Genomic DNA, 16348 nt, shown 5'->3' with positions numbered 1-16348 from the left:
GATGGCTACTTGGACGGCCAAGGCACCTGAGGCGACTTGTAGTAGTCCATGCCCATCGCGTCCCAGCGCGGCCCCTGTCCGGCGAGCCGCACCTTGTACTTGTCCCAGTCGTGCGTCGACGCGGGCGACCAGCCGAGCTCGGCGATGCCGGGAAGCCGCGGGAACGCCATGTACTCGATGTGCTTCGACTCCCAGATCGTCTCCGACCACAGCGGCGCCTCGACACCCTGGATCGAGTCCGCGGGCGCGCCCGTCAGATACGTGCCCGGGTCCCAGTCGTAGCTGCGCTGCACCTCGACATAGCCCGCCCAGGCGAGGCCGAGCGGGGTGTCCTTGTTGTACTTCATGTCCATGTAGGCGCGGTCGGCCGGCGAGAGGACGAGCTTGGTGCCGTTCTTCGCCGCGTTCGCGACCTGCTCGCGCTCGGCGGCACTGGTGGCGTCGTAACCCCAGTACTGCGCGAGCGCGCCCTTCGCGGGAGTCGCGCCGGTCAGCTGGTGCCAACCGATCGCCGTCTTCCCGTACTTGGCGACCACCGGCTGGACCTTGTTCATGAACGCCACGTAGTCCTCGTGGCTGGTGGAGTGCGCCTCGTCACCGCCGATGTGGATGTACTTGCCGGGCGTCATGGCGGCGAGCTCGCGGATCACGTCGTCCACGAAGTCGTACGTCACGTCCTTCTTCACGCACAGCGAGCTGAAGCCGACCTCGGTGCCGGTGTAGAGCGGGGGCGCCACGCCGTTGCAGTTCAGCTCGGCGTACGAGGCGAGCGCGGCGTTCGTGTGGCCCGGCATGTCGATCTCGGGGATCACTTCGAGCTGACGCGATGAGGCGTACTCGATGATCTCCTTGTACTGGGCCTTGGTGTAGTAGCCGCCCTTGCCGCCGCCGACCTGCGTGGAGCCGCCGTACTCGGCGAGCTTGGGCCAGGAGTCGATGGCGATCCGCCAGCCCTGGTCGTCGCTCAGGTGCAGATGCAGCTTGTTGACCTTGTAGAGCGACATCTGGTCGATGTAGCGCTTGACCTTGTCCACCGAGAAGAAGTGCCGCGACACGTCGAGCATCGCGCCGCGGTACTCGTAGCGCGGCTTGTCCTCGATGGTGCCGCCGGCGACCAGCCAGGGCCCCGCCTGCTTCGTCTTCTTCTCGGCGGCCGCGGGAAGCTGCTGACGCAGCGTCTGCACGCCGTAGAAGAGCCCGGCGGCCTTGCGGGCGGTGATGGTGACGGAACCGCGCTTGGATTCGAGGCGGTAGCCCTCGTCACCAAGGGACTTGTCCTTGGCGGAGAGCCGAAGGCGGATGCCGTCGCGGCCTTCGTCGTCGGTGACCTTGAGCGCGTAGCCGGTGGAGGGACGCAGGACGTCCGCCAGATAGCCGCCGATCCGCTGCGCGTCACGCGAGTCGTCGACCCGGATGCGGGTCTTGGAGTTGATCTCGTACGCCGATCCGCCGGGGACCGCCGACGCGGGCGCCGGGATCACCTGGCCGAGCGGGGTCGGGGCGGGGGTCGTGGCTGCCTCCTGACCTGACGGCACGGCGGCCACCGACGAGAGTCCGGCCGCGGCGACGAGCAGCAGCGAGCCGAACAGGCGGGTCGATCTGTGGTGCTCTCTCACAAGCGGGTCCCTTCGACGGGGCTACGTCACGGGTGGCGCCTCACTGTGGTGCATCACTGGTACGGCTTGATTGAACGGTCACCATGGGTACCTTGCGCCCCGTGACGGGTCAAGGGTGTAGACCACTTCCGCCGCCCGCCGATGGAAGAATCCTCCCATGGCGGAAATCATCCAGCGCGACGGGACCTGGACCTTCGACGGAGAGACGCTGCGCCTTGTGCCGGGACGCGACAAGAACGTGTCGCTGCTGCGCAAGTCGCTGGGGGAACTGGCCGTCCCCTTGGCCGCGTTGGCGGGAATCGCCTTCGAGCAGGGCAAGAAGTCGGGCCGGCTGCGGCTGCGCCTGCGGGACGGCGCGGACCCGCTGCTGCAGGCCACCGGAGGCAAACTCGGGGACGCCGCCGACCCCTACCAGCTGGCGGTGGAGCCGGACCGGTACGGGGTCGCCGAGTACGTCGTCGACGAGGTGCGCAACGCACTCCTTCTCGAACAGGTGCCGGCCGCGTCCTGCGAGAGCTATCTGCTGCCGGGGCCTTCCGTGCCGCTGTCGGTCTCCGCCGGTGACGGCACCGCCAGCTTCGACGGTGAGCACATCCGCCTGGAGTGGAACTGGAAGACGGAGGAGGCGAAGTCCGCATCGGGCACGCGCTCGCTGGCGCTCGCCGATGTGGCCGCCGTCGAGTGGCAGCCGGCGGTCGGCCTGGAGAACGGGTACCTCCGCTTCACCGTGCGGCACTCCCCCACCAAGGCTCCGCCGAAGTACGACCCGAACTCGGTCGAGCTGTGGGGCTTCAAGAAGGATCCGCTGATGGCGCTGGTCGCTGCGGCTGTGCAGGTGCGGTTGCCGCATCCCTCCGGGCCCGCCCCGGCCGAGCTTCAGGCCGCGCCCGCGCTGCCGGCGGCCCCGTCGGCGGCACCCCCGGAAGCGTCCGGGGACGATCATGACGCGCTGCTGCGGCGGCTCCGCGAGCTGGGGGAGCTTCATCAGTCCGGGATACTCACGGACGACGAGTTCTCCCTCGCCAAGCAGGCGGTCCTGAAGCGGATGTAAGCCGCCTGTGAGCCGCTGGGGCCGGAATTTTGCCACGCTCCTGCCCGGAATCGGGCAGGATTGTTGCGCCCGGAGGCCTATTCCTCCAGGATCAACGAATGCACGACGACCTGGTGGACCACCTGACCCGCAGCACCCCGCTCCAGCGGGGCGAAGCCCTGCGGGTCATCCAGGACGTGCTCGCCTACTTCGACGAGACGACCGAAGAGTTCGTCCGTCGCCGCCACCGCGAACTGCAAGGTCAGGGCCTGCTGAACGCGGCGATCTTCGAGCAGATCTCGGCGGACCTCGAATACCGCGCGGTCGCGCCGCCCGAGCTCAGTCTCAGACAGCTGCGCCGCATGATCTACGGCTGAGAAACACCCAACCCTCTACGGCTAGGACACCCTTTATGTGTGGAATCGTCGGTTATATCGGCAAGCGTGACGTGGCCCCCCTCCTCCTCGAAGGCCTGCAGCGCCTGGAGTACCGCGGCTACGACTCCGCCGGCGTCGTCATCACGGGCCCCAAGGCCAGCGGCCTGAAGATGGTCAAGGCCAAGGGCCGCGTCCGTGACCTGGAGGCCAAGGTCCCCGCCCGCTTCAAGGGCACGACCGGCATCGCCCACACCCGCTGGGCCACCCACGGCGCCCCGTCCGACGAGAACGCCCACCCGCACATGTCGGGCGACAACAAGGTCGCCGTCGTCCACAACGGCATCATCGACAACGCCTCCGAGCTGCGCGCCAAGCTCACCGCCGACGGCGTCGAGTTCCTCTCCGAGACGGACACCGAGGTCCTCACCCACCTCATCGCCCGCGCCCAGGCGGACAAGCTGGAGGACAAGGTCCGCGAGGCCCTGCGCCACATCGAGGGCACGTACGGCATCGCCGTCCTGCACGCCGACTTCAACGACCGCATCGTCGTCGCCCGCAACGGCTCGCCCGTCGTTCTTGGCATCGGCGAGAAGGAGATGTTCGTCGCCTCGGACGTCGCCGCCCTCGTCTCGCACACCCGCCAGGTCGTCACCCTCGACGACGGCGAGATGGCCACCATCAAGGCCGACGACTACCGCACGTACACCACCGAGGGCTCGCGCACGACCGCCTCGCCGACCACCGTGGAGTGGGAGGCCGAGTCGTACGACATGGGCGGCCACGACACGTACATGCACAAGGAGATCTTCGAGCAGCCCGACGCGGTCGACCGCGTGCTGCGCGGCCGCATCGACGACCGCTTCTCCACCGTGCACCTCGGCGGCCTGAACCTCGACGCCCACGACGCCCGCAAGGTGCGCCGCGTCAAGATCCTCGGCTGCGGCACCTCGTACCACGCGGGCATGATCGGCGCCCAGATGATCGAGGAGCTGGCCCGCATCCCCGCGGACGCCGAGCCCGCCTCCGAGTTCCGCTACCGCAACCCCGTCGTGGACCCCGACACCCTCTACATCGCCGTCTCCCAGTCCGGTGAGACGTACGACGTGCTCGCCGCCGTCCAGGAGCTGAAGCGCAAGGGCGCCCGCGTCCTGGGCGTCGTGAACGTCGTCGGCTCGGCGATCGCCCGTGAGGCCGACGCGGGCGTGTACGTCCACGCGGGCCCGGAGGTCTGCGTCGTGTCGACCAAGTGCTTCACGAACACCACGGTCGCCTTCGCCCTGCTCGCGCTGCACCTGGGCCGCATCCGTGACCTGTCGGTCTCCGACGGCAAGCGGATCATCGAGGGCCTGCGCAAGCTGCCCGGCCAGATCTCGGAGATCCTCAAGCAGGAGGACGAGATCAAGAAGATCGCGAAGGACTACGCAGACGCCCGCTCGATGCTCTTCATCGGACGCGTACGCGGCTACCCCGTCGCCCGCGAGGCCTCCCTGAAGCTCAAGGAGGTCTCGTACATCCACGCCGAGGCCTACCCGGCCTCCGAGCTGAAGCACGGCCCGCTCGCCCTCATCGAGCCCGCGCTCCCCACGGTCGCGATCGTCCCGAACGACGACCTCCTGGAGAAGAACCGCGCCGCCCTGGAGGAGATCAAGGCCCGCAGCGGCAAGATCCTCGCGGTCGCGCACCAGGAGCAGGAGAAGGCCGACCAGACCATCCTGGTCCCGAAGAACGAGAACGAGCTGGACCCGATCCTGATGGGCATCCCGCTCCAACTCCTCGCCTACCACACGGCGTTGGCCCTGGGCAGGGACATCGACAAGCCGAGGAACCTCGCGAAGTCGGTGACGGTGGAATAGCCCCGTAAGGGGCGCGGGGAACTGCGCGACAAGCCCCCACCGCCCCGCACGGACAGACAAACGGAACGGGCCCCATGCGTGCCACCAAGCGCAGGGGGCCCGTTCCCAGAGGGCCAGGGGCGCCCATTCCCCCGACCCGCGCCTGCCTCAGCCGGTAGCCGTCACTCCCTGGCCGGCAGGCCGCCCGCGCCCCGGGAGAGCTGTGGGCCAGTGGGCCAGGGCCGCCGTCGCGCCGTACCAGGCGAGCAGTCCGCCGACCGCGGCGAACCAGCCGCCCGCCTTCGCAAGACCGGCGCTGTCACCGAACTGCGCGACGGCGATCAGGACGAGGGACACGAAGAGCAGCCCGTACGACCCCCGCGTGAGCGCCGCGCCACCCGGTGCCCCCAGGGTCAGGCTGAGCGTGACGAGCGCGAAGAGCAGCAGGAAGAGGCCCGCGGCGTTGGCGGAGGCCTCGACCTCCGCCGTGAGGCCCCAGGTGAACCAGAGCGCGCCGAGCGCGGCGAAGGCCGTACCGGTGAACGCGTCGCTGTCACGGAACGCGAACAGGCCGGCGACGAAGAGCGCGACGCCGCCTACGAACGTCGCGAGGACGGCGGCGTCCAGCGCCGTCACCCCGTCGATCACTTCGGTGTGACCGATCCCGAAGGCCAACAGCGTGAGCCCCAGGGCGAGATGGCCGAGAGTCGAGGTGGTACTTCCCGCAGAGACGTCTTTGTCCACGGCGGGCTCCCTTCAGGTGCGGTGTGCAGTTGTTGTGCCACCTGTACGTACCCTTCACAAGGGCACAAACCACCTCTACGCACGAGTAGATTTATCTACAACGGAGGGAAAGGGGAAGGAAGTTGACGCCCCGCCGCTCTCATCTCACCTGGGACGACGAGACGTTACGGAATGACAACGACAGGCCGTTGCGCGCGGCGCGCGAGCCGGCCCGCGACCGAACCGAAGATGCGCCCCACGATGCCGTGCGTCGATCCGACGACGATCGCGTCCGCGGAGTATTCGCGGCCCACCTCTTCGAGTTCGTGACAGATGTCGCCGCCCCGCTCGACGAGGATCCAGGGCACTTCGGCCAGATAGTCCGCACAGGCCAGTTCGAGCCCGAGCACTTCCGTGCGGTGGTCCGGCACATCGACGAAGACCGGCGGCTCACAGCCCGCCCACACCGTGGTGGGCAGCCGGTTGGCGACGTGCACGATGATCAGGCCCGAGCCGGAGCGATGGGCCATCCCGATCGCGTACGAGAGCGCGCGCTCACTGGAGGTCGAGCCGTCGAAACCGACGACGACCCCGTGCCGGAAGGCTGGATCGCAGGAGTGACGTGGTTCTTCCGCCGCCTGGGGGGTCGCTGTCGGATCGGCGACCTGCCGCTTGCGGTCCGCGGGTTCGGAGAATTCGTGACCGGCCATGGGTGTCTCGGCGAAGGAGTCCTCTGTGGGAGGGTCGACTTTGTTCGGGTCGTACGGCGCAGTTATGGAACAAGTTCGGGCAGGGACGGGTGGTGAGCTGCGACGAGCACCGGAGCTGTGTCCGGGAATCATCTTCCCAACCCCATACCCCTAAGGGTACGGCGACACTCCTCTCCTGCCCAGAGCCTTCGACAGGCCCTGCGGGAGCCTCACGGCGTTCACCGGAGCATGCATGAGCGGCGCCCGTATGGCAATGGTTGCTGCCTCGTACAGGCGGTTTGGGCACCCACCCGCGTGGGCTGTCATCGGCCACAAGGTTCACGCCAGTGACCGGCCGCGCGGCCACGCGTTGAACCTCTGAACGCCACCGCCACAGGGAGCACGCCGTGCCACGACCGCCGACCGCGTCCTCACCCGTCGCACAGAGCCGCCGTCGCACGCCCGAGGGGGCGCGCGAGCGCCGACGGGGCGGCGCGCAGGCGCCGCGCACCCAGGAGACGCCGTCCGCTCCGGCGCAGGACTCGGCGAGCGATGTCGTCCGCTGGGCCGCGTTCAGCTGCGTCCTGGTGCCCGTCGTCCTTGTGGGGTACGGGACGTCGCTGGCCGGGGCGGCCGGGGCGGCCATCGGACTCGCCGCCGTGACGGGGGTCTGCCGGGTGCTCCTGCGGCAGTCCGAGCGAGGGGCGGCGCGGCTGATCGCCGAGCAGGGATGTGCTCACCGGGGGCGGCACGGCCGGACGGGCGCGGGGGCGCACAGGGGCGGTCGGCATGCTGGTGGGTCCACGCCGGGGGACTGACCGATTCGCGCACACGCGCCCGTAGCTTTTCAGCCAACTTCCGGCGGGCGCGCATTCCTTGGCCGAACGGGTACTCAACCCCGGTCCCACCAGGGCTGAAAGGTGTGAAAAAGGCGCTGGCACCCTACGGGGACCGGCCACGGAGCCGAGGCGCACTTCCCTGCAACGCCCGCGAGTGCAACGCTTCGTGATCGAATGCTTCACGCCAAGTTGCCATGTCGACATAGTGCCGGGTCCTTAACTGGTCACCCCGGCACCACGGGACGCAGTAGATTCGATCATGACTGTATTACGGCGGGGGACTGGTGGAGGACCGAGGGGAAACGTGCAGGAGCGACAGGTCCGACAAGAGCGCCGAGAACACAGAACACGCAGAGCGCGCCAAGAACAGGGAGCCGCGACCACCGAGGGGGGCTTAGCGCCATGAGCCACGACTCCACTGCCGTGCAAGAAGCCGCGGCTCGGAAACTCTCCGGGCGGCGCCGCCGGGAGATCGTCGCGGTGCTGTTGTTCAGCGGGGGCCCCATTTTCGAGAGCTCGATACCGCTCTCCGTGTTCGGCATCGACCGGCAGGACGCCGGGGTCCCGCGGTATCGGCTGCTGGTCTGCGCCGGTGAAGAGGGACCGCTGCGCACGACCGGCGGTCTCGAACTCACCGCACCGCATGGCCTGGAAGCGATCGGGCGGGCAGGCACCGTCGTCGTACCGGCCTGGCGGTCGATCACATCACCGCCGCCGCCGGAAGCGCTCGACGCGCTGCGCCGCGCGCACGAAGAGGGCGCGCGCATCGTGGGCCTGTGCACCGGTGCGTTCGTGCTCGCCGCGGCGGGACTGCTCGACGGCCGTCCGGCGACCACACACTGGATGTACGCGCCGACGCTGGCCAAGCGATATCCGTCCGTCCATGTGGACCCGCGGGAGCTGTTCGTCGACGACGGCGACGTCCTGACGAGCGCCGGCACCGCGGCGGGCATTGACCTCTGTCTGCACATCGTGCGCACGGACCACGGCAACGAGGCGGCGGGCGCGCTCGCCCGCAGGCTCGTCGTGCCACCGCGCAGGGCCGGCGGCCAGGAGCGCTATCTCGACAGGTCTTTACCAGAGGAGATCGGCGCCGACCCGCTCGCCGAGGTCGTCGCCTGGGCGCTGGAACATCTCCACGAGCAGTTCGACGTGGAGACGCTGGCCGCGCGCGCGTACATGAGCAGGCGCACCTTCGACCGCAGGTTCCGCTCGCTCACCGGGAGCGCTCCCCTGCAGTGGCTGATCACTCAGCGCGTACTGCAGGCGCAGCGGCTGCTCGAGACCTCCGACTACTCCGTCGACGAGGTCGCGGGCCGCTGCGGCTTCCGTTCGCCGGTGGCACTGCGGGGTCACTTCCGGCGCCAGCTGGGCTCGTCCCCCGCCGCCTACCGGGCCGCCTACCGCGCCCGCAGGCCGCAGGGCGAGCGGTCCCTGGAGGCTGCCGCGGCCGCGGCGAGCGCGCAGGCGGTGCCCGCCGCTGTCGTCGAGAGCGGTCCCGTACCGTCGCAGACACGCCGTACGGCGGCGGCGAGCGCCCTGGGACCGACGGCCTCGCTGTCGGCGGATCCGGGAAAGCCGAGCTCAGATGTGTACGCGCCAGGCCGTCCGCCTCTGCCCGGGCAGAGGAGTGCGCCGTAGGGTAAGACGCATGAACGATCGCATGGTGTGGATCGACTGCGAGATGACCGGGCTCTCGCTGACGGATGACGCACTTATTGAGGTGGCCGCACTGGTCACCGACTCGGAACTGAACGTGCTCGGCGAAGGTGTGGACATCGTGATCCGCCCGCCGGACGCGGCGCTGGAGACCATGCCCGAGGTGGTGCGCAAAATGCACACCACCTCGGGGCTCCTCGACGAACTGGCCGGCGGCACCACGCTGGCCGACGCCGAGGAGCAGGTCCTGGCGTACGTACGTGAGCACGTCAAGGAGCCGCGCAAGGCTCCGCTCTGCGGGAACTCGGTCGGCACCGACCGGGGCTTCCTGCTGCGCGACATGCAGACGCTGGAGGAGTTTCTCCACTACCGCATCGTCGACGTCTCCTCGATCAAGGAACTCGCCCGGCGCTGGTACCCCCGGGCGTACTTCAACAGCCCGGACAAGAACGGCAACCACCGGGCACTCGCCGACATCCGCGAGTCCATCGCCGAGCTGCGCTACTACCGCGAGGCGATCTTCGTGCCCCAGCCCGGCCCGGACTCGGACACCGCGAAGACGATCGCGGCCAAGCACGTGCTGCCTGCGGAGTAGCTCAGCGAAGGCCCTGTGTACGGGGTCCGGAAAACGTGTGCGCGAGCACCCCTTCGGACCCTGTACACTTTTTCTCGGCCGGTCGGAAGAACGAAAAAAGACCGGGCATGGTGGGTGTAGCTCAGTTGGTAGAGCACCTGGTTGTGGTCCAGGTGGCCGCGGGTTCAAGTCCCGTCACTCACCCTGAATGATCAAGGCCCGATCCGCGAAAGCGGGTCGGGCCTTCTTCATGTCCTGATCTTTGGGAAACGAACGGGAACCGAGACGGCTATCCCTCCGCCGCCTTCGCGTACTCCTGTGCCATGCCTCCCGCGAAGTCGTACACGACGGCAGGCTCCTCACCCACGACCCATGCGTCATGTCCGGGCGGGACCACGAACACGTCGCCCGGTCCGACTTCGGCCTCGCCTCCGTCGTCCATGCGGATGTGCATCCGCCCTTCGACGACATAGCCGTTGTGGTGGATCTCGCAGCTCTTGGTCCCCGCGATCGGCGCCACGGACTCGGACCAGCGCCAGCCGGGCTCAAAAGTACCCACGGCGAAGTCGAGCCCTGTGAGATGGACGGCTTCGAGGTGGCCGCGGGGGAAATCGCGCCGCTCGTCCGGCTTCTCGACCGCCTTGACCTCGATCATGACGACTGCCTCCATTCGGCCGTGCCCACACTCCCCCTTCATTCCATGGTCTGCCTGTCAACCGGGGGACGCCACTTGGGGGAGTGAAGGCCTCAGGACGAGGCGCGTGGCACCAGTTCCGTGGGCAGGATGATCTGCGGGCGGTCCAGACGGCGGGAGGCTGCGGGGCGGCGGTCCGATATCTCCGCGAGGAGTACGTCCGTCATCGTGCGGCCCATCTCCGCGATCGGCTGGCGCACGCTCGTCAGGGGCGGGTCCATGTGGCGGGCGATCGCCGAGTCGTCGAAGCCGACCAGGGCCACGTCCTCCGGTATGCGGCGGCCGGCGGTGCGCAGGATCTGGCGGGCGCCCGCCGCCATCACGTCCGAGCCTGCGAAGACCGCGTCCAGGTCCGGCCTGCGGTCAAGCAGCTCGGTCATCGCGCGGCGGCCGCCCTCCTCGGTGAAGTCGGCGGGGGCGATCAGGTCCTCGTCGGGCGGCGTGCCCGCCTCCGTCAGGGCGTCGCGGTAGCCGTCGAGGCGGCGCTGGGCGCCGTACACGTCGAGGCGGCCGGTGATCGTCGCGATGGTGCGGCGGCCGCGGGACAGGAGGTGCTTCACCGCCTCGCGGGCGCCGGCGAAGTTGTCGGAGTCGACCGAGGCGAGCGTCTCGTCGGCTGACCTGCGGCCGCTGATCACGGCCGGGATCTCCAGCTGTTCCAGGAGGTCCGGCAGCGGGTCGTCCGCGTGGACCGAGACGAGGAGTACGCCGTCCACGCGGTGCGCGGCCAAGTACTGGGCCAGTCGTCTGCGTTCCCGGTCGCCGCCCGCGAAGGTCAGCAGGAGCTGCATCTCCGTGTCGGCGAGGGCCGCGCCCACGCCGTGGATGATGTCGGAGAAGTAGGGCTCGGCGAAGAAGCGCGACTCCGGCTCGGGGACGACCACCGCGATCGAGTCCGTGCGGTTGGCGGCAAGTGCGCGGGCCGCCGTGTTCGGTACGTAGCCGAGCTCGGCCACCGCCTCCTCGACGGCGGCGCGGGTGTGCTCGCTGACCCGCGGCGAGCCGTTGATCACGCGGGACACGGTGCCGCGGCCGACACCGGCACGCGCGGCCACCTCTTCGAGTGTCGGACGTCCCCCGCTGCGGCTCTTGGGCTGACGACTCCCCATCAATGCCTCCCCACCTCGCGCAATCTAACAGCCGGCCATGGTTGCAGGTCGCACACATCTACGGCTTCCGCCACGGAAGGACCAACTCCCGCCGTCGGGTGCCTTGACACCCCCGGGCCGAGCCGCGACTCTTCAAGACATCACACATGGGAGCGCTCCCACCGTACCTGGCTCTTACACGACCCGCACGTACCCTGCCCCGATTCACACTCCACGCACCGCAGTTGACCAAGGGCGGCCGGCACGTCGGAGCACGAGGAGGACGCAATGCGCTTTTCACCTCGCACGTCCCGCAAGGCGGTGGTCCTCGCGGCCGTCGCCGCACTGGGCGCCGGGCTGCTTGCCGGCTGCGCCGAGGACAAGGAGGAGCCCGGCGGCTCCTCGGGCGGAGGCGGCGGAGGCGGCGAGGGCAAGACCACGCTGACCGTCGGAGTCTTCGGAGCTTTCGGTCTGGAGGAGGCCGGGCTCTACAAGGAGTACGAGAAACTCCACCCGGATATCAAGATCAAGCAGAACTCCGTGCAGCGCAACGAGAACTACTGGCCCGCGCTGCTCACCCACCTCAGCAGCGGCAGCGGCCTCTCCGACATCCAGGCCGTCGAGGTGGGCAACATCGCCGAGCTGACCGGGACCCACTCCGACAAGCTGATGGACCTCGGCAAGGTCGCCGGAGTGGACGAGAACGACTTCCTCGACTGGAAGTGGCAGCAGGGCACCACCGACGACGGCAAGACGATCGGCCTCGGCACCGACGTCGGACCGACCGGTATCTGCTACCGCAAGGACCTCTTCAAGAAGGCCGGCCTGCCCAGCGACCGCGAGGACGTGGCCAAGCTGTGGGCGGGTGACTGGAACAAGTACCTCGACGTCGGCAAGCAGTACCAGGAGAAGGCACCCAAGGGCACCTCCTTCGTGGACGGGGCGACCGGCGTGATGGCCGCCGTGCACGCCTCCGGCAAGGAGAAGTTCTACGACAAGGACGGGGAGCTGATCTACAAGGACAGCGCCACGGTGAAGGAGGGCTGGGACATCGCCGCCCAGTTCGCCGAGGCGGGCCTGACCAGCAAGCTCCAGCAGTTCCAGCCCAGTTGGGACCAGGCGATCTCCAACGGCGCCTTCGCCACCATCACTTGCCCGCCCTGGATGCTCGGCTACATCAAGGACAAGGCCGGCGACAAGGGCGAGGACAAGTGGGACGTCGCCGCCTCGCCCAGGCCCGGCAACTGGGGCGGCTCCTTCCTCGCCGTACCCGAAGCGGGCAAGAACAAGGAGGAGGCGGCCAAGCTCGCGGCCTGGCTGACCGAGCCCAAGCAGCTCGCCAAGCTCTTCGACGAGCGGGCCAGCTTCCCCAGCGCCGACGCCGCGTACGCCCTGCCCGAGGTGAAGGACGCCAAGAACCCCTACTTCGGCAACGCGCCCGTGGGCCAGATCTTCTCCAAGGCCGCCGAGGGCGTGCCGGTCCAGCCCATCGGCCCCAAGGACGGAATCATCTCCCAGTACCTGGCCGACACCGGAATGCTCGGCATCGACCAGAAGGGAACCGCCCCCGACAAGGCCTGGGACAAAGCCGTGAAGACGATCGACAACGCACTGGACCAGTGAGCCGGAATGACCAGTGACGCACACGCCGCCGCGCCCTCCGAGCGGGAGGAGGGCGCGGCCCCCCGCGCACGGGCCGTCGCCCTGACCGACCCCGCCGACGAGCGCCGCAGGGAACGGAAGAGGGAACGCCGCAGCCGCCGCTACCGCTGGGACGTCAAATGGAGTCCCTACGCGCTGATCGCGCCGTTCTTCCTCTTCTTCATCGCCTTCGGGCTCTTTCCGCTGCTCTATACGGGGTGGGCCTCGCTGCACCGTGTGGAGCTGGGGACGCCCACCGACATGGAATGGGTGGGGCTGCGCAACTTCTCGCGCCTCATCGATGACGAGTTCTTCTGGAACGCGCTGCGCAACACCTTCACCATCGGCCTCATCTCGACCGTGCCGCAGCTGCTCATGGCACTGGGTCTCGCGCACCTCCTCAACTACCGCCTGCGCGGCTCGATGTTCTTCCGCGTCGCGATCCTCACCCCGTACGCCACATCGGTGGCCGCCGCGACGCTGGTCTTCGTCCTGATGTTCAGCCGCACCGACCACGGCATGATCAACTGGGCGCTCGGGCTCGTAGGGGTCGACGCGGTGGACTGGCAGAACGGTGACTGGACCGCGCAGTTGGCGGTCTCCTCCATCGTCATCTGGCGCTGGACCGGCTACAACGCGCTGATCTATCTCGCCGCGATGCAGGCCATCCCGAACGATCTGTACGAGTCGGCCGCGCTGGACGGCGCGAGCCGCTGGCAGCAGTTCCTGCACGTCACGATCCCTTCGCTGCGGCCGACGATCCTGTTCACCTGTGTCGTCTCGACGATCGGGGCGACCCAACTCTTCGGTGAGCCATTGTTGTTCAGCCAGGGCGCGAGCCCCACCGGCGGCTCCGACCACCAGTTCCAGACCCTTGGCCTCTATCTCTACGAGCAGGGCTGGTTCAACCAGCACCTGGGCCGTTCGTCGGCCATCGCCTGGACGATGTTCCTGATTCTCGTGCTGATCGGCCTCGTCAACTGGGCCATCAGCCGCCGGATCCGCAAGAGCGCGTGAGGGGATGACGTGACGACCACTCTGTCCATGCGGTCCCGCAAGCCGGGTACGCCGCCGGAGCCGGACACGAAGAGCGCGAAGAAGCGGGGCGCAGGCCGCCATCTGCACGGCGGGAAGCTGACGTACGCCGTGCTGATCGTCTTCACCATCGGCTCGCTCTTCCCGCTGGTGTGGACCGCGATCGCCGCATCGCGCAACAACACCCGGCTCGCCGAGACTCCCCCTCCCTTCTGGTTCGGCGGCAATCTCTTCAAGAATCTGGAGATCGCCTGGACCGACGCCAATATGGGCACGGCCCTGCTCAACACCCTGGTGGTGGCCGGCACCATCACCGTCGGCACGGTGCTCTTCGCCACCCTCGCGGGCTTCGCCTTCGCCAAGCTCCGCTTCCGGTTCCGCAACACTCTGCTGCTCCTGGTGATCGGCACGATGATGGTGCCGCCCCAGCTCAGCGTCGTCCCCCTCTTCATGGTCGTGGCGGATCTCGGCTGGACCGACCAGCTGCAGTCCGTCATCCTGCCCACCCTGGTCAGCGCCTTCGGCGTGTTCTTCATGCGGCAGTACCTCAAGGAGGCGCTGCCCACCGAACTCATCGAGGCCGCACGGGTGGACGGGGCGAGCAGTCTGCGGGTGATCTGGCACGTGGTCTTCCCGGCCGCGCGCCCGGCGATGGCGGTCCTGGGCATGCTGACCTTCGTCATGGCCTGGAACGACTTCTTCTGGCCGATCATCGCCCTGACCCAGGAGGGCCAGCCCACCGTGCAGGTCGCCCTGGCCGGCCTGGGCCGCGGGCAGATCCCGGACCAGTCCGTGATCATGGCGGGCGCACTGCTCGGCACGCTGCCGCTGCTGATCGCCTTCGTGCTGTTCGGCAAGCAGATCGTGGGCGGGATCATGCAGGGCGCCGTCAAGGGCTAGCTGGCCCCTGGGCCTGGCGACTAGCCCCTGAATGTCGGCTGCGGGTGCGTCGTGGCTGGTCGCGCCCACGCGGCGGAGCCGCATATGTAACAGCCCCGCGCCCCTTCGGGGCCCCTTCCCCCCTTCCTTTACCCCTTCCCGTACAACCCTTGGGAGCGCTCCTATGGCACGTGAGAATCTGCGCTTTCCGCCCGGCTTTCTGTGGGGCGCCGCGACCGCCGCGTATCAGATCGAGGGGGCCGCGCGGGAGGACGGCCGCACCCCCTCCATCTGGGACACCTTCAGTCATACGCCGGGCAAGGTGCTCGGCGGGGACACCGGGGACGTCGCCGTCGACCACTACCACCGGTGGCGCGACGACGTACGCCTGATGGCGGACCTGGGCCTGACCTCGTACCGCTTCTCCGTCTCCTGGCCGCGGGTGCAGCCCACCGGGCGCGGGCCCGCCGTCCAGCGCGGGCTCGACTTCTATCGCGGACTCGTGGACGAACTGCTCGCCCACGGCATCCGGCCGATGGTGACCCTCTACCACTGGGACCTCCCGCAGGAGCTGGAGGACGCCTTCCCCAGCGGATCCGCGGCGGGCGGCGGCTGGCCGGAGCGCGACACCGCGTACCGCTTCGCCGAGTACGCCGGGATCGTGGGCGAGGCGCTCGGTGACCGCGTGGAGATGTGGTCGACGCTCAACGAGCCCTGGTGCAGCGCCTTCCTCGGCTACGGCTCGGGGGTGCACGCCCCGGGCCGCACCGACCCCGTGGCCGCCCTGCGCGCGGCTCACCATCTCAACCTCGCGCACGGTCTCGGCGCCCAGGCGCTGCGCGAGCAGCTGCCGGCCCGCGCCCGCATCGGCGTCAGTCTCAACCCGAGCGCGGTGCGCCCGCTCACCGCATCGGCCGCCGATATGGACGCGCGCCGCCGGATCGACGCGCTGGCCAACCGCGTCTTCACCGGGCCCATGCTCCGAGGAACGTACGACGACGATCTGGTCGCCGACACCGCACGCCTCACCGACTGGTCCTTCGTCCAGGACGACGATCTGCGCATCACCCGGCACCCCCTCGACTTTCTCGGCATCAACTACTACTCGCCCGCCGTCGTCTCGGCCGCCACCGAAGAAGACGCCGCCGGCCCGCGCAAGGACGGCCACGGGGCCAGCGAGCACTCCCCCTGGCCGGGCGCCGACGAGCATGTCTCCTTCCACCGGGCGCCCGGTGAACTCACCGCTATGGACTGGCCGGTGGATCCGACCGGCCTCACGGACCTTCTACTTGAGTACACCGCTCAAGCTCCCGGGGTTCCGCTTTACGTGACGGAAAACGGCGCCGCCTACGACGACAAGCCCGGCGAGGACGGCCAGGTCCACGACCCCGACCGGGTCCGCTATCTGCACTCCCACATCGCGGCCGTGCACCACGCGATCCTCGCGGGCGCGGACGTACGCGGCTACTTCCTCTGGTCGCTGCTCGACAACTTCGAATGGGCGTACGGCTACAGCAAGCGGTTCGGCGCGGTCCACGTCGACTACGAGACGCAGGCCCGCACCCCGAAGTCGAGCGCCCACTGGTACGCGAGGCTGGCCGCGAGCGGCGAGCTGCCACGGGAGTACGTCGCCGACTGACCGGACCCAAAAAGGGGCGCCTCGACCGGGTGG

15 protein-coding genes and 1 tRNA gene are annotated in these 16348 nt (G+C 68.9%); 11 read left to right on the top strand and 5 right to left on the bottom strand.

Annotation, left to right across the window (positions count from 1 at the left end; genetic code table 11):
• Positions 1-5: 5 nt before the first annotated feature.
• Entirely contained in the window at positions 6-1616 is a 1611-nt protein-coding gene (locus OG453_RS10410) for a beta-N-acetylhexosaminidase (RefSeq protein WP_266866706.1), read from the bottom strand.
• Between the two features lie 157 nt (positions 1617-1773).
• Between OG453_RS10410 and OG453_RS10405 the strand changes: the two genes are divergently transcribed.
• The 3 genes from OG453_RS10405 (at position 1774) to glmS (ending at position 4876) form a co-directional block, all read left to right on the top strand.
• Positions 1774-2667, top strand: a complete 894-nt coding sequence (locus tag OG453_RS10405) for a DUF4429 domain-containing protein (RefSeq protein ID WP_266866704.1) — start codon at positions 1774-1776, stop codon at positions 2665-2667.
• A 98-nt stretch (positions 2668-2765) separates the two neighbouring features.
• Positions 2766-3023 carry a hypothetical protein gene (locus OG453_RS10400; RefSeq protein ID WP_266866703.1) on the top strand — a complete coding sequence of 86 codons (258 nt, stop codon included), beginning with the start codon at positions 2766-2768 and terminating at the stop codon, positions 3021-3023.
• 35 nt (positions 3024-3058) lie between these two features.
• Positions 3059-4876, top strand: a complete 1818-nt coding sequence (gene glmS, locus OG453_RS10395) for a glutamine--fructose-6-phosphate transaminase (isomerizing) (protein ID WP_266866701.1) — start codon at positions 3059-3061, stop codon at positions 4874-4876.
• Positions 4877-5023: 147 nt separating this feature from the next.
• Here the strand turns inward: glmS and OG453_RS10390 are convergent, their stop codons facing one another.
• Both OG453_RS10390 and OG453_RS10385 read right to left on the bottom strand, forming a co-directional pair.
• Positions 5024-5599 carry a GPR1/FUN34/YaaH family transporter gene (locus OG453_RS10390; protein WP_266866699.1) on the bottom strand — a complete coding sequence of 192 codons (576 nt, stop codon included), beginning with the start codon at positions 5597-5599 and terminating at the stop codon, positions 5024-5026.
• 164 nt (positions 5600-5763) lie between these two features.
• A complete protein-coding gene (locus OG453_RS10385) occupies positions 5764-6288 on the bottom strand; it encodes a universal stress protein (protein WP_135333169.1) in 525 nt (174 codons plus the stop codon).
• A gap of 563 nt (positions 6289-6851) precedes the next feature.
• Between OG453_RS10385 and OG453_RS10380 the strand changes: the two genes are divergently transcribed.
• The 4 genes from OG453_RS10380 to OG453_RS10365 all read left to right on the top strand — a co-directional run bounded on the left by OG453_RS10380 (position 6852) and on the right by OG453_RS10365 (position 9543).
• Complete coding sequence (locus OG453_RS10380) at positions 6852-7085, top strand: hypothetical protein (RefSeq protein WP_266869790.1); 234 nt, start codon at positions 6852-6854, stop codon at positions 7083-7085.
• Positions 7086-7508: 423 nt separating this feature from the next.
• Positions 7509-8747, top strand: a complete 1239-nt coding sequence (locus OG453_RS10375; protein WP_266866697.1) for a GlxA family transcriptional regulator — start codon at positions 7509-7511, stop codon at positions 8745-8747.
• Between the two features lie 10 nt (positions 8748-8757).
• The gene (orn, locus tag OG453_RS10370; RefSeq protein WP_266866695.1) at positions 8758-9360 is read left to right on the top strand and encodes an oligoribonuclease; all 603 of its coding nucleotides are present in this window, start codon (positions 8758-8760) and stop codon (positions 9358-9360) included.
• Between the two features lie 110 nt (positions 9361-9470).
• Positions 9471-9543 (top strand) — tRNA-His (locus OG453_RS10365).
• An 85-nt stretch (positions 9544-9628) separates the two neighbouring features.
• Here OG453_RS10365 and OG453_RS10360 read toward each other — a convergent pair.
• Both OG453_RS10360 and OG453_RS10355 read right to left on the bottom strand, forming a co-directional pair.
• Positions 9629-9994 carry a cupin domain-containing protein gene (locus OG453_RS10360; RefSeq protein WP_266866694.1) on the bottom strand — a complete coding sequence of 122 codons (366 nt, stop codon included), beginning with the start codon at positions 9992-9994 and terminating at the stop codon, positions 9629-9631.
• Positions 9995-10086: 92 nt separating this feature from the next.
• Positions 10087-11142, bottom strand: a complete 1056-nt coding sequence (locus tag OG453_RS10355) for a LacI family DNA-binding transcriptional regulator (protein WP_266866692.1) — start codon at positions 11140-11142, stop codon at positions 10087-10089.
• A 267-nt stretch (positions 11143-11409) separates the two neighbouring features.
• Here OG453_RS10355 and OG453_RS10350 point away from each other — a divergent pair, with 267 nt between their 5' ends.
• The 4 genes from OG453_RS10350 (at position 11410) to OG453_RS10335 (ending at position 16315) form a co-directional block, all read left to right on the top strand.
• Positions 11410-12744, top strand: coding sequence for an ABC transporter substrate-binding protein (locus tag OG453_RS10350; RefSeq protein WP_266866691.1), 1335 nt, complete (start codon positions 11410-11412; stop codon positions 12742-12744).
• A 6-nt stretch (positions 12745-12750) separates the two neighbouring features.
• A complete protein-coding gene (locus tag OG453_RS10345) occupies positions 12751-13779 on the top strand; it encodes a carbohydrate ABC transporter permease (RefSeq protein WP_266866689.1) in 1029 nt (342 codons plus the stop codon).
• 27 nt (positions 13780-13806) lie between these two features.
• The gene (locus OG453_RS10340) at positions 13807-14697 is read left to right on the top strand and encodes a carbohydrate ABC transporter permease (protein ID WP_266869788.1); all 891 of its coding nucleotides are present in this window, start codon (positions 13807-13809) and stop codon (positions 14695-14697) included.
• Between the two features lie 163 nt (positions 14698-14860).
• Positions 14861-16315, top strand: coding sequence for a GH1 family beta-glucosidase (locus OG453_RS10335; RefSeq protein WP_266866687.1), 1455 nt, complete (start codon positions 14861-14863; stop codon positions 16313-16315).
• The last annotated feature ends 33 nt before the right edge of the window (positions 16316-16348 follow it).

This window comes from Streptomyces sp. NBC_01381 (genome assembly GCF_026340305.1).
In the GTDB taxonomy this organism is placed as follows: Bacteria; Actinomycetota; Actinomycetes; order Streptomycetales; family Streptomycetaceae; genus Streptomyces.
The sequence above is the reverse complement of the archived record's forward strand: the minus strand, read 5'-3'. Positions and strand labels throughout refer to the sequence as shown.

Coding starts and splice junctions, on each gene's coding strand:
- OG453_RS10405 (WP_266866704.1), top strand. CDS start 1,774: ATGGCGGAAATCATCCAGCGCGACGGGACCTGGACCTTCGACGGAGAG.
- OG453_RS10400 (WP_266866703.1), top strand. CDS start 2,766: ATGCACGACGACCTGGTGGACCACCTGACCCGCAGCACCCCGCTCCAG.
- glmS (WP_266866701.1), top strand. CDS start 3,059: ATGTGTGGAATCGTCGGTTATATCGGCAAGCGTGACGTGGCCCCCCTC.
- OG453_RS10385 (WP_135333169.1), bottom strand. CDS start 6,288: ATGGCCGGTCACGAATTCTCCGAACCCGCGGACCGCAAGCGGCAGGTC.
- OG453_RS10375 (WP_266866697.1), top strand. CDS start 7,509: ATGAGCCACGACTCCACTGCCGTGCAAGAAGCCGCGGCTCGGAAACTC.
- orn (WP_266866695.1), top strand. CDS start 8,758: ATGAACGATCGCATGGTGTGGATCGACTGCGAGATGACCGGGCTCTCG.
- OG453_RS10360 (WP_266866694.1), bottom strand. CDS start 9,994: ATGATCGAGGTCAAGGCGGTCGAGAAGCCGGACGAGCGGCGCGATTTC.
- OG453_RS10355 (WP_266866692.1), bottom strand. CDS start 11,142: ATGGGGAGTCGTCAGCCCAAGAGCCGCAGCGGGGGACGTCCGACACTC.
- OG453_RS10350 (WP_266866691.1), top strand. CDS start 11,410: ATGCGCTTTTCACCTCGCACGTCCCGCAAGGCGGTGGTCCTCGCGGCC.
- OG453_RS10345 (WP_266866689.1), top strand. CDS start 12,751: ATGACCAGTGACGCACACGCCGCCGCGCCCTCCGAGCGGGAGGAGGGC.
- OG453_RS10340 (WP_266869788.1), top strand. CDS start 13,807: ATGCGGTCCCGCAAGCCGGGTACGCCGCCGGAGCCGGACACGAAGAGC.
- OG453_RS10335 (WP_266866687.1), top strand. CDS start 14,861: ATGGCACGTGAGAATCTGCGCTTTCCGCCCGGCTTTCTGTGGGGCGCC.